This window comes from Dyadobacter chenhuakuii (assembly GCF_023821985.2).
In the GTDB taxonomy this organism is placed as follows: Bacteria; Bacteroidota; Bacteroidia; order Cytophagales; family Spirosomataceae; genus Dyadobacter; species Dyadobacter chenhuakuii.
This window is the reverse complement of record NZ_CP098805.1, coordinates 2,704,655-2,717,357: the sequence shown is the minus strand read 5'-3', so window position 1 is coordinate 2,717,357 and position 12,703 is coordinate 2,704,655. Positions and strand designations below refer to the sequence as shown.

The following is a 12,703-nucleotide window of genomic DNA, read 5'->3' as shown; positions in this document are numbered from 1 at the left end:
ACATTTACATTTTCCCGACGACAGCCATTACAAGTGTGGCGGCGTTGTGAGCGGCAATGTCGTAAAAAGCCATAATGTCATTTTGCGCTTTTTCATTGGCATTGTCGCTCAGGCTGCGGATGATCAGGAAAGGTGTGTTTTGTTGGTAACAAGTTTGGGCAATAGCAGCACCTTCCATCTCAGTTGCAGCGGCATTCAGCTCTTCACGGAGGCGTTTCGTGATAATTTCAGAAGAGACAAAAACATCGCCCGTGACAATAATTCCCTGCTTTACAGCCGGTTCGAAACTGCCGTTGTCTCGTTTGATCTTCGAGAATGTAAGTCCCTTAGAAACGGCTAACGCCTTCTTAACCAATGTACTGTCACAAACAAATGACCTTGGGTTTTCCAACATTGTTGCCGGGTTTTTAGTAGACCAATATTGCATCCCGTTGTCTTCGGCCATACCAAAATCGTGGTAGGTCACATGTGTCCCAATCACTATGTCGCCTGGGTTAAGCGCAGGGTCAATGCCGCCCGCAATTCCGGAAAAGATAATTTCGCGTGGCTTGAAATGTTCGATCATCAAAGTCGTAGTGATCGCAGCATTCACCTTCCCGATCCCCGTTTGCGCCAATACGATCTGACGGCCATTTAATTTGCCTTTTGTAAAGCGGATCTGCTGTATGATCGTGTCTTTTTTCTCCTCCATTCTGCTTTGCAGCAACACCAGCTCAGGAGGAAATGCACCAAGAACGCCCGTTACGCTCTGCGCATTAATGTTTGTGATTTGTAAAAATAAGAGAAGAAAAATAAGGAGTGATTTTTTCATAAAAAGTTAGAGAATGAGCGCCAGAATGGCAAAAATGTCAATGATCCAGAGCGCCAGACTGATTTCCCTGATCTTTCCCGTTGCAATATGCAGTGCGGTCCAGCTCAAAAATCCCCAGATAATTCCTTGCGTAATGGAGTAAGTAAATGGAATCAGCACCATCGCAAAAAATGCTGGAAACGCTTCGCTCAGGTTCCCCCAATTGATCTTGACAACTGGTTTCATCATAAAAACGCCCACCAATACAAGGGCCGGAGCAGTTGCAATAGCCGGAATAGCGCTTAATAATGGCGATAAAAAAAGAAAAGGAAGAAAGAGAATCGCTCCCGCAACAGCGGTAAGGCCTGTTTTTCCACCTTGCTCAATGCCTACGGCCGATTCAATGTATGCAGTTCCCGGGCTGCTGCCGACCAATCCAGCGATGGTGGTGGAAAAGGCGTCGGTAACGAGTGATCTTTTAATGTTCCTGGGTTCGCCGTTCTCATCCAGCAGTTCCGCCGCTTCGGCGAGTCCTACGAATGTGGAAAGACTGTCGAACATATCCGTGAAAACAAATGCCAGGATAATAGGGGCCAGGCTCCATTTCAGTGAATTGACCATATCCAGCTCGAAAAGCAGGCTGAAATCAGGTTGTGAAACAATGGTGTCGATGTTGATAATGGTCTCCGTTCCGCCCCACCAGCGTCCGATCGGCCAGGCGAGCAGGCTCGTTAAAACAATGCCGATAAGAATGCTGCCTTTAATATTTTTAATCAAAAGAACGACCGTAATTAATAATCCCGCGGCAAATGTCAACGACGAAGCATTTAATTTGCCCAAACCCACCATCGTTGCGGGATGGGCAACGATGAATTTGGCATTTGCAAAGCCTATTAATGTAATAAAAAGGCCGATTCCGGCCGCTATGGCAAACCGCAGCGATTTTGGAATGGCCTTTAAAATGTAGGCGCGCACATTAAAAAACGATAGCAACAGGAAAAAAATACCCGACCAGAACACAGTCCCCAGCGCAACTTGCCAGCTCAGTTTCTCGGTAAAGACTGCTGTGAATGTAAAAAATGCATTCAACCCCATTCCCGGCGCAACCAGGATCGGATTATTTGCATACAAACCCATCATTAAGCTGCTGAAAAAAGCAACCAGAATTGTGGCCGTCAGCACTGCCGAAAATGGCATACCCGTTTGGCTTAATATGGATGGGTTGACTACGATAATATACGCTGTGGCCAGAAACGACGACACTCCTGCAAGAATTTCAGTGGACAATGAAGTGTTATGTTTCTTTAAGTCAGCAGCGGAAAACATACGTATCGGTTTATTTCAAAGATATTGATTGCGCTTTGTTTAAAAAAATGCTCAACAGGAAATGGCAACCCGCTGTGCCGGTTGGTATGATCCCGATTTTTAATAGGGATCACCAGCCAATGCCATAATCTTCCCCGTGGTTGCTGGATCCGCCCCAGAAGGTTTTATGTTGCCAGTCAAAATAGATCGCATTGATCGGTCCGCTTGTTCTCGGCTGAAAGTAAAGCTTGTAACCCATTCTGGTAAGTTCTTTTCGGGACCAATCGGGCATGGCTTGGTTGAGTATAAGCCCGCCCGGCTCTTTTTCATGTGCTCCAAAGCTTGCATACATTTGCAAGGTCTTAAAGCTGGGTGCTTCCGTAGCCTCCTGCACCGTCATGCCAAACTCCACCATATTCAGAAAGAATTGCAGCAGCAACTGGTCCTGTTCATCCCCGGCTTGTTTTGCAAATGACAAAAATGGCTTTCCATCTTTCAGCGCAAGGCTTGGCGTCAAGGTAACCCGCGGCCGTTTGCCCGGCTCTACAACATTGAACGGGTTTTCATTCGCATCCAGAACGAATGATTGCATACGCTGGCTCAATCCCACACCTGTATTGCCTGCAATGCAGGCAGGCACCCATCCGCCACTGGGCGTAATGCTTACCACCCAGCCTTCTTCATCGGCTGCTTCCACAGATGTCGTCCCCGCTGTGAACTCATCCATATATTCTTTACTTAATCCGTTCGCGTTACGGTTAAGCGAAGCATGGAAATTTCCCCATGACTTAATTTGATCTGCATAAGGATTTTTCTTTCCCTCGAATGGATACGGATCTCCGGGAAGTGCCTTTGCATCATTCGTTTCCCAATTGATCTGCTTAATTCTTTCCTTGGCATATTCTTTCGAAAGCAAACCTTTCATCGGTTCCTCAGGTGCAAAAGCCGGATCACCATAGTAAAAGTCCCGGTCGGCAAAAGCCAGGTTCATGGTCTGATACAACGTGTGCACGTATCGCGATGAGTTGTAGCCCATACTTTTCAGATCGAAGTTTTCCAGCATATTCAAAGTCTGCAACAACACAGGGCCCTGCGTCCATTGCTGCATTTTATAGACATCGATCCCTCTGTAAGAAGTCATCAGCGGTTCCTCGATCTTGACTTTCCAATTGGCCATGTCCTGTTCTGTGATCAGGCCGCCTTGTTCCTGCGTACCTCTGGCGATTTCTTTGGCAATGTCACCTTTATAAAAACGGTCGTAAGCTGCATAGATCGCTTCTTTCCGGCTCTTACCCTTTTTTAATGCTTCCTGTTCTGTGTCAACCAGTTTTTGCAATGTCGCCAGCAAGTCTTTCTGAACAAATATTTCACCCGCGTCCGGCGCCTCCCGTTTTGAACCGAGATGTGGCAGAAACACTTTGGCGGAATATGGCCACTTTTTTATTTCGGCCTTATCTCTTTCGATCGCATTGGCAGTCTGTGCTTCGATGGGATATCCTTCCGCCAGTTGCATTGCTGGTGAGAGCACTTCTTTCAGGGACATTGAACCATATTCTGCCAGCATCGTCATTAAACCACCAGCCGTTCCCGGCGTTGTTGCCGCCAATGGCCCATATTCCGGTGGGTATTTCATGCCCTTGTTTTTGAAAAAATCAGCGGTTGCCCCGGTCGGAGCAACACCCATCGCATTGATTGCGATTACTTTTTTCGTTTTTGGATTGTAGATCAGCGCCTGCGTTTCACCGCCCCAGCTCAGCACATCCCACATGGTGCAGGTTGCTGCCAGCATTGCGCAGGAAGCGTCAATCGCATTTCCGCCTTTACTAAAAATCATCGCTCCCGCCGTAGCCGCCAGCGGTTTTCCGGTAATGCCGATCCAGTGCTTGGCATGCAAAGGAGGTTTTTGCGTGGTAACCGGAAAGTTGTTAAAAGACTGACCATTTGCTGCAAAAGCACATATGCTGAGGAGAGACAAATTAAGTAGGAGACGTAATTTCATAAACGTAGCTGGTTCAGGTTTTGCGGGATCAACAGCCTTAATTATACTGTCGTCCTTACGCAATTTAAACATTTACTCATTGCTGAGCCGCCTACTAATGAATTTTGTTACTCCACACAGGTTGTTACCCCATATATGCGGCTAGTCCTGGTATTTTGTTTACGCTAACTATTGAATGTTGTTCATGACGTGACACCCGCACGCCATGAACCTAACCATTCAAAACAGTGAACCTTGTGTATAACTGCCTCCTGGAACTCCAAGAAGTGGGAAGTTTGCGATTTGCTCGTATTTAGAGCCTGTAACCAGTGATCTCCTAAGGAGAACCATTTCGCTGGCTTGAAATGATGCCAGGAACTCGCGATAAAGCCAATCTATGGCTGCCTTGGCGGTTTGCAAGGCGCTCATATTCCTTGCAATGGTGAAATGCGGATCCTCACAAAAATGATTTTCGCCGGGCGCCCATTGCCGCACGTGCCGGCCTATTTCTGATTTTAACTTTTTAGTCAGATCAAGCACCTGATCGGACGCCGTTGTTTCCAGATCAACATAAAATTTGCCGTATTCGTACTTCTTGAATTGCGTCAGCGAAATGGACAATGGAGATGTATGGCGGGCCACTTTCTCGAATCCCTGGATAATGCGATCCACTTTGTTTTCATGAATCGTACATTTGAAGAGCGTAAGGTGCGGCACCAGGTTCGCAGCATAGGCGCACCCATAATTTTCCTCAAAATAACGCTTCACATTATGAAGCAATGCTTCCGTCACCTTATCACAAGAAAATACCAGGAGATATTCATACATGTGATGCCTGATGCTGGCCAGTGTATTCCAATGGTTGTTGTCGATGTGGACCCGTTTCATAATTTTTGCTGATGAAGTGTAACCTTGATGTAAAAATAATATTGTTATTTTAAATATCAAATATTTGACACTAAAAATATCTGAAAAATTTTACATAAGCTGTTGACAGGGATTGTTTTGGCATGAATTGACTTTATTAGCTGTGGCTTTAAACAGGTAACACACTAGTTGGAAACAAAAAAACGACGCAGCCAGGACACATTGGTCACTAAGCTACGCCGTCGTGGTAGAGAAAGATTCACTTTATAAAATCATACAAGCGCATGAATAGGGATTTTTGATCATAGCAATCAGTTTTTGATCAATTTAGAAGAATGTAATGTTCCATCCTGCTCACGGACCTGTATAACGTAAATGCCTGCTGTAAGCTGTTTCAAATTGATTGCACCATCAGGCAGCTTTTGTAGTTCACTCTTATTGGCTTCGTACACAACACTGCCGGATTTACTTACAATTTTTACATTTTCTGGTTGACGTGCATCCGGCATTTCAATGGTAAGCCAATCTGCTACTGGGTTTGGATGGAATGCAACAGCGAAATTATTTGCCACCCGAATATTCCGGATTCTGCTGAATGCAAATTTTCCATCATTGTCTACCATACGCAAGCGGTAATAATGCACAGCTGCTAACGGTCGCTCATGTACGTAGGAGTAAGTGCGTTCTATTTTGCTGTCTCCGTTTGAATTTACGTCTCCGAGTACGAGCCAGTTCTTCCCATCTGTGCTATGCTGAATTTCAAAGAAATCGCTATTGGCTTCAAACGAAGTGCTCCAAGTAAGAACAACATCATTTTCCTTTTGTGCGGCAACGAAGTCCACCAATGTAACAGGCAGCCCGCTGCCGGATTCTGTTGCAGTGAGGGTGCTGATGTTCGTCCAGTCTCCTGATTCGGAAACATTGTTCAAAATTGGGTCGGGTGTGCTTTTGTTCGTCGGGATCGTGTAAATGTGATCTGGTCCTGCATGCGCGATTTGCAGCACATTTTCATTGTTACCATTCAATTCTGATTCAAGATATGCGATCAGCACTTTTCCTTTAAAAGTAAGTGGGCTGGCCAGATTGTAAACGCGATTAATGCTGCCGGTTGGCTTACCAGCAATTGCCACATCCGAATGTGTTATTTCATTGTTGTTCAGGTTCGTAGCTTCGGTTGGCGTCAGTGACAAAGAGCTAACGGTCACGGTTGTTCCCGGCGATATAAAAAAGCTGTTCGCGCCTGTCTTCAATTGCGCCTGTGCCTCGGCAAAAACAGCTGTGAAGCCTAGCAGTGCTATTAAGGTATGTTTTGCTTTCATAATATATTATTTGACTATTAAATGATTTTGAAATAAGTAAGGATCAAAGCTTTTGAAGTAATCTTCCGTTGAAATGAGCTGTGGAGTTGGATGTTTCAAGTTCAACGCCATTTTTCCCAGACTTCCCGGTCGCGTAGACTTTATCACCCTGCTGCAATTCACAATCAATTGTTATAACAGACGTATGCCTAAAAGCTGCATTAAAGGCGAAATCAAAGGCAATTTCCGTTTCTACATTGTTTCGGCTTCTTATCAACCTAAATCCTGGATCAAAAATCAGCTCCGGGTTCGCATGTTTCCATTCTATCATAGCGTCAAAATGGTAAATGCCGTTGAAAGGTGCTGTGAAACTATTTGTTACACCGTCATATGCATTACCCAAATTGTAAGCAATATTTCCAAAATTTACTTTTACAGGTGTAAGACCTTGAGTAGAGTTAATATTTCCTCCACCATCTATACCCAACTCTGAAAAAGCTATTAAATTAATTGCGGGAGCCTGCCAGGACGCGTTCCCATTTGCATCCGAGGTTAGCAGTTTGCCCTGGCCCGGTGATTGCCCATTTCCAGCTATTTTTACCTTTCCATTAACATTCAATGCCAACCCATTTGCGCTGGAAGCGTGAACGCCAATTCCGTTATCGCTCACCCCTGCAACACCAGTTCCGGTCGCGGATGATCCTCGAACCCCAATTTTTTCAGACAAGCCTGAAATGGCTATCGAGCCTGCCTCATTACTTGAATTTTCGACAAAAAATAAAGCTCCGCCGCTGGTTCCGGTCTGGCTATACGGCAGATTAAGTCTTGTTCCTACCATTCGCCACAGTGGATTGTCACTGTCACCCATATTGTAATAAAAACCTTCTGGCCCTATTGGAGTGTTTACATTAAAAAGGAGGAGAGCGTTTGCAGGATTTGGAATTGTAAATTTATCGGTAATAGATTGCAAGGAGACTTTTGGTAATAATATGCCCTTGTTTGTGCTATTAATGTCAAGTACAGAGCTGGCATTCGGACTGTTCGTATTGATCCCGACGCTTTGCGAATTAGCGCTTTGCCAGAGCAAGCTCATAAAAAGAAGTGTAGCTAAGAGTTTCATAGTGCTATTTTGTAAGGTAAATGTTTTGTTAAAGTTCAATGGCAAGGTGCCCGGTAAAATTCGCATCCCGATCAGACATAGCTAAGGAGACTTGCGGTCCATAGGCTCTCGCAATTACATTGACGATGTCTCCTGTTTGTAGCTCACAATCCAAGGCAATATGTGATGTGTGTGAAGCGTCGGGTGAAAGCACCCGATTTTCTGATAAGTCAGTAGTGACACCATTTCTAATCCGGACGATCTTGACGGTAGGAGTGAAGGTGTCGTCTGTCTCAGCTCTTTCCCATCTGATCATTGCGTCAAAATGATAAATTCCGTGTTTGGGAGCAATGAACGAACTATGGGGAGCCATATTCACCTCATTGTAGTTCGTGCCTATATCATATTTTTGATTTTCAAAAGCAATTTTAACGAAAGTGCTTTCTGACATATTCTGATTGCCACCACCCAAAACGCCACTGGCATGAAAACCATTAAAGATATTATCAAACTCGTTTATTGGCATTTGCCAAGAGGCGTTTCCTGAGGCGTCTGAAGTTAACACTTTTCCCAGACCAGGCTGGAAATTTCCGCCTGTGATCTTCATTTTTCCATTAACTTCCAAAGCGGTAGCATTAATAGATGATGCAAATACTCCGGTTCCTGAACCATCACTATTTGCATGAACAGCACTCCCATTTGAAGAGATACCTGCAATAGCCTGACCTGTACCTGAGTATGCGCCGACAGCTGCGGCCGTTGCAATCTGAGATGTATTTTCGACGTGAAAAAGTGACCCTGCATTTGCTTGAACTTGACTAAATGGCAACTTTAAATTTTCTTCTAAATTTTTCCAGGTAGGAATCGCAGACGTTCCTACATTGAAATAAAAGCCCTCCTTATCTGAAAGACCCGGATTTGTATTGAATAGGAGCAGTCCTCGCTCCGGATTCGTGATAGTTGCGGCATCGGTGTTTGACTGCAAAAAAACACGAGGCAGCAACACCCCCTTGTTCGTAGCCTGAACATCCAGCGCCGCGCTGGGATCGGGGTAATAAGTGTTGATTCCGACATTCTCGATGGTTTGTGCGAAGAGCTTTTGCTGGAACCAGAGTAGGGAAAATAGTAAAACAATTTTCTTCATAACATAGTAAGGTTTACAAAGTTGAAATGACGCGTTTCCTTAATGCGTTTGATAAAAATTGCGGAGATTCTGAATTCTTGGGTAATCCATTGTGCCAGTAGACGGTTTCAGTTATTTTAAGGTAAAATCATTCAGGCTAAGACCTCCATTTACGCGTCCTCTTCAAGTGGGTGTACAGGTGCGCTTTCACTTTTTCAGATAGTTTTACAAGTAACTTTTCAACTGCAACAGACTTTTGACTCTGTTCTTTTACCATATTCATTACCATGCTTATTTTGAGATATTGCCGTAAACACCTCGGGACAGTCTGGATGTGTATTTTGACGTTGGGTTCTGTTTTTCTGACGGGTTATACGGATAATAAAACGGTTGTTGCCAATTACAAGGATTCCCTGGAACTCGGTTCCTTCATAGAGGAGGGCTTTCCATATATATCCACATCCGTTGATGCGCGTAAGCTTGGACCGGCTTACCCGCAGGACAATATGGCGGCGCGGACATTGGCTTTGCAGCTCGGTAACGACACTTACGTTTGCTTCGACACCGACCTTTTGCGCTGGTCGGTGGCGTGGACAGGGAAGTATTTGCCGATGGTTTTGATGGCGCAAGTCTCGTATAAGGACTTTTTTAACAAGAATAATAAAATCGCTTCACTCACCGGAGAAGCGAAAATAGCCACGGGGCTCTATCCAGGCTGGACGCTGGAAAAGCCGTTTTCGGGAGATTTATCCAACATTAATGAAACAAAGCAGCCAACCTGGGCGCCGATGCCTGCGGAGCAAGGTCGGTGGAAGGGCGTTTATGTCTATGGTAATCAGGCTGTTTTGACCTATACGGTGGGGAGTGCCGACGTTGCCGAATTGCCGGGAAGCACGAAGTTTGATGATCAAACGGCTTTTACGAGAGCATTTCAATTTGAAAACACTACAAAGGAAATTTTCCTGACGGCGGCAGAAGTCCGGCAGGCAACCGGTTCGGAGGTGAAGGGCAAAATTGCATATCTATACCACGGGACGAACAAGGATACAGTTACGGCGGTCGGCATTCTGGGCAAAGGAGGTTCATTGCAGCCTGAAATTACGGGTAATCAGTTCTTGACGGTAAGGGTTCCTGTATCTCAAAAGGCTATCAACGAGACGGTTGTAATCTGGAAAGGTCCTGCCAGGCTTAAAAAATCATTTGAAAATTATTGCAAAAAGGGCAAGGTGACTATTCCCGACTACAAAAAAGGCGGGCCGGCTCTATGGAAAGAAACGGTTGTTACCAAAGGGAAAATCTCGCCGGACACAGCCGCTTTTGTGACGGATCAGTTAACGCTTCCTTTGCCGAATCCGTGGAAGCGCAATGTGCGTGTGGCAGATGTTGGGTTTTTCAAAGATGGGCGTGCCAGCGTAGTGACTTTTGAGGGAGATGTGTGGATGATCGAAGGAATTGATAAAGACCTTCAAAATCTGAAATGGACGCGGTTTGCGTCTGGTTTTCATGAGCCTATGAGCATTGAAATCGTAAATGATCAGGTTTGTGTATTTGGGCGGGAAGGCATTGTGAAATTGCACGATCTTAATAAAGATGGCGTGGCTGATTTCTACGAAAATTTCTCCAATGTGATGGAGCAATCGGCCGAATCGAGAGAATGGGCTGCGGATATGGTGGCGGCGCCGGACGGTAGTTTTTACATTGCGAAAGGCGGAAGCCTGGACAACGGGCCGGGAATGACTGCCAAAACCGGCAAAGGTTTCAGATCCGGATCGACGCAGAATGGGGCGATCCTTAAAATAAGCCGGAATGGTCTGAAATCGGAGGTGATAGCAACGGGGCTAAGGGGTCCTTACCTTGGAATTCATCCTGAAAAGGGCATTCTTACTGCTTCGGATCAGCAGGGAAATTTTGTTCCGTCAACACCTATCTATTTGATTAAAAAAGGGGATTACTATGGCGTTCAACCCACTGCCCACCGCTCAGATAATCCTGAAGTGGCGCCTCCGCTGACCTGGATTCCGCATAGAGTGGACCGTTCCAGCATTAGCCAGGCGTGGATTACCGGCAATAAGATGGGCCCGCTGAATGGCAGCCTGATCCATTTCTCATTTGGCCGGCCGGGTCTGTTCAGAGTTTTGATTGATAGTTCTTCGAATGTAACGCAGGGAGGGGTTTCGGTCATTCATGCTGATTATCCTGCGCCGACCTCCAAAGGCATTGTTAACCCGGTCGACGGGCAGCTATATGTTGCCGGTTTCAACTTGTGGGGCTCTACTTCGACGGGCATCAGTGCATTGCTGCGCCTGCGCAATACAGGTAAGCCGAGCTATTTGCCCAACCAGTTTAAGGCTGGCAAACAAGGGGTTATCCTTGGTTTTGATGCAGAGCTTGATCCTAAAATGGCAGCGGATGCAGCCAATTTTGCAGTGAAAAGATGGAATTATCAGCGCACGGAAGAATATGGTTCCGGTCACTTCAAAATGGATGGCACTTCCGGCGAGGAAACCTTGACTGCTGCCGCTTCCTATTTGTCAGCAGACCGTAAAAAGATTCTGATCCTGGTTCCCGGAATGGCCGAAGTGATGCAAATGGAAGTTTCGTATAAGCTGGCTGCGGCTGACGGCAAGAAGATGAACGACAGCTTCTGGTTTACGGTGAACAAGGCGGAAAATATGGATTTGACATCGTATGGGTTTGGCAATGTTGATCTTGCGCTGCTGGACGTCAAAAAGCCTGTAACCACAGAAACGTCTGATAAAAAGGTCGTGGTTTCAGCGGAACACGGCCGGGAAATATTCCAAAAAATGGCCTGCGCCGGCTGCCATTCGGAAGGCTTGAAAACAGACGGCATGTATGGCCCGCCGTTTCAGAATCTGTACGGTTCCAAACGCGTTTTTGAGGATGGAACAAGCGCAGTTGCAGACGAAAAATACATTAAGGAATCTATTTTGAAACCGGGCGTCAAAATCGTGAAGGGTTATAATGAAGAGATGCCCTCGTTCGTCGGCATCCTGACCGAGCCGGACATTGAGTCTGTTACATTGTTTATTAAGTCTTTGAAAAAGTGACAGATCAAGTCTTGAAAGATGAAAACATGGAGCTCCTTTTTCGTCGGTGCTTTGATTAGAAAGACGGTTCCTGAATGAAAGTCCGTTCAGCCATACATTGCAATGCTGTAAAGTAAATGTGTCCGGGTACAATTGTTGTATTTTCTGTTGCAACATTAAACGGATATCATGACGGACATTACAAAATTACCCGAACCGGCGACTATAATTCTGGCGGGGGCCACGGGCGAGCTGGGTTTTCTGATTGCGGGCTTTATATTGAAGCGCGGTGGGGTCGTGAAGGCACTCGTCAGGCAAGGCAGCAGTAACCCCCGCGTTTCAGAACTCCGGCGTATAGGGGCCGAAATCATTGAGGTGGATTTTGCTGATGTCGACGAGCTGACACGCGCTTGCGCCGGCGGGACTTGCGTCGTTTCCGCGCTATCAGGGCTCCGGGATGTGATTGTTGACATGCAGATGCGTTTGTTAAATGCTGCTGTTGCTGCCGGTATTCCGCGATTTATTCCTTCCGATTTCAGCATTGATTTCACCAAGCTGCCTGATGGCAGCAACCGCAACCTTGATCTCCGGCGCGAATTTGGCAGGATGCTTAATGATGCGCCTATTGCCGCCACATCTATCCTTAACGGAATGTTTACCGACCTGTTAACCGGTCAGGCGCCCGTGGTTTTGTTCAAAATCAAACGCGTGCTTTATTGGGGAAACGCGGATCAGCCCATGGACTTTACAACCATGCGGGATACTGCTGATTATACCGCAGCTGCGGCACTGGATCCTACTACGCCGCGTTATCTGCGGATTGCGGGAGAGGTGGCGACGATCCGGGACATTCAGCGGGCAGCCTCGGAAGCGACGGGTGAAAAGTTTGGTACATTGCGTCCAGGTGGCTTGGGTTTTCTTGGCACGATGATCAAAATCACCCGCACCTTATCTCCGCAAAACGACGAAGTCTTTCCGCCCTGGCAGGGCATGCAATATCTTCATAACATGTTGAGCGGCAAGCCGAAAATGAGTCCGCTTGATAACGATCGCTACCCGGATATCCGCTGGACGCGCATACGCGAAGTGCTGGCAGCGCGCTGATACAACGGGTAGACTTGCGGGCAGATAGCGCTTTTTGAACTATGTATAAGAAAATAAATATCGTTATGCAGGTCCAAAATGACAATCAAGAG

9 protein-coding genes are annotated in these 12,703 nt (G+C 46.2%); 2 read left to right on the top strand and 7 right to left on the bottom strand.

Annotation, left to right across the window (positions count from 1 at the left end):
• Positions 1–4: 4 nt before the first annotated feature.
• The 7 genes from NFI80_RS11220 to NFI80_RS11190 form a co-directional block, all read right to left on the bottom strand.
• Positions 5–811 carry a 5'-methylthioadenosine/adenosylhomocysteine nucleosidase gene (locus NFI80_RS11220; protein WP_235163007.1) on the bottom strand — a complete coding sequence of 269 codons (807 nt, stop codon included), beginning with the start codon at positions 809–811 and terminating at the stop codon, positions 5–7.
• Positions 812–817: 6 nt separating this feature from the next.
• The gene (locus NFI80_RS11215) at positions 818–2,116 is read right to left on the bottom strand and encodes an NCS2 family permease (protein ID WP_235163008.1); all 1,299 of its coding nucleotides are present in this window, start codon (positions 2,114–2,116) and stop codon (positions 818–820) included.
• Between the two features lie 109 nt (positions 2,117–2,225).
• Positions 2,226–4,094, bottom strand: coding sequence for a gamma-glutamyltransferase family protein (locus tag NFI80_RS11210; RefSeq protein ID WP_235163009.1), 1,869 nt, complete (start codon positions 4,092–4,094; stop codon positions 2,226–2,228).
• Positions 4,095–4,313: 219 nt separating this feature from the next.
• Positions 4,314–4,961 (bottom strand): 2'-5' RNA ligase family protein, encoded by a 648-nt coding sequence (locus NFI80_RS11205; protein WP_233795881.1) that lies wholly within the window; start codon positions 4,959–4,961, stop codon positions 4,314–4,316.
• 290 nt (positions 4,962–5,251) lie between these two features.
• Positions 5,252–6,259: a T9SS type A sorting domain-containing protein gene (locus NFI80_RS11200; protein ID WP_235163010.1), complete on the bottom strand. Its 1,008-nt coding sequence runs from the start codon at positions 6,257–6,259 to the stop codon at positions 5,252–5,254.
• 43 nt (positions 6,260–6,302) lie between these two features.
• Complete coding sequence (locus tag NFI80_RS11195) at positions 6,303–7,358, bottom strand: phage tail-like protein (protein ID WP_235163011.1); 1,056 nt, start codon at positions 7,356–7,358, stop codon at positions 6,303–6,305.
• Positions 7,359–7,386: 28 nt separating this feature from the next.
• Positions 7,387–8,481 (bottom strand): phage tail-like protein, encoded by a 1,095-nt coding sequence (locus NFI80_RS11190; RefSeq protein WP_235163012.1) that lies wholly within the window; start codon positions 8,479–8,481, stop codon positions 7,387–7,389.
• Between the two features lie 311 nt (positions 8,482–8,792).
• On the opposite strand from NFI80_RS11190, the gene NFI80_RS11185 reads away from it, so the two are divergent.
• The gene (locus NFI80_RS11185; RefSeq protein WP_252172115.1) at positions 8,793–11,528 is read left to right on the top strand and encodes a DUF6797 domain-containing protein; all 2,736 of its coding nucleotides are present in this window, start codon (positions 8,793–8,795) and stop codon (positions 11,526–11,528) included.
• Positions 11,529–11,696: 168 nt separating this feature from the next.
• Complete coding sequence (locus NFI80_RS11180) at positions 11,697–12,611, top strand: NmrA family NAD(P)-binding protein (protein ID WP_235163014.1); 915 nt, start codon at positions 11,697–11,699, stop codon at positions 12,609–12,611.
• Positions 12,612–12,703: the final 92 nt, after the last annotated feature.

What these genes read in the sequence shown, in the direction of transcription:
- NFI80_RS11195 (WP_235163011.1), bottom strand. Translation starts at nt 7,358, where the DNA reads ATGAAACTCTTAGCTACACTTCTTTTTATGAGCTTGCTCTGGCAAAGC.
- NFI80_RS11220 (WP_235163007.1), bottom strand. Translation starts at nt 811, where the DNA reads ATGAAAAAATCACTCCTTATTTTTCTTCTCTTATTTTTACAAATCACA.
- NFI80_RS11190 (WP_235163012.1), bottom strand. Translation starts at nt 8,481, where the DNA reads ATGAAGAAAATTGTTTTACTATTTTCCCTACTCTGGTTCCAGCAAAAG.
- NFI80_RS11180 (WP_235163014.1), top strand. Translation starts at nt 11,697, where the DNA reads ATGACGGACATTACAAAATTACCCGAACCGGCGACTATAATTCTGGCG.
- NFI80_RS11215 (WP_235163008.1), bottom strand. Translation starts at nt 2,116, where the DNA reads ATGTTTTCCGCTGCTGACTTAAAGAAACATAACACTTCATTGTCCACT.
- NFI80_RS11210 (WP_235163009.1), bottom strand. Translation starts at nt 4,094, where the DNA reads ATGAAATTACGTCTCCTACTTAATTTGTCTCTCCTCAGCATATGTGCT.
- NFI80_RS11185 (WP_252172115.1), top strand. Translation starts at nt 8,793, where the DNA reads ATGTGTATTTTGACGTTGGGTTCTGTTTTTCTGACGGGTTATACGGAT.
- NFI80_RS11200 (WP_235163010.1), bottom strand. Translation starts at nt 6,259, where the DNA reads ATGAAAGCAAAACATACCTTAATAGCACTGCTAGGCTTCACAGCTGTT.
- NFI80_RS11205 (WP_233795881.1), bottom strand. Translation starts at nt 4,961, where the DNA reads ATGAAACGGGTCCACATCGACAACAACCATTGGAATACACTGGCCAGC.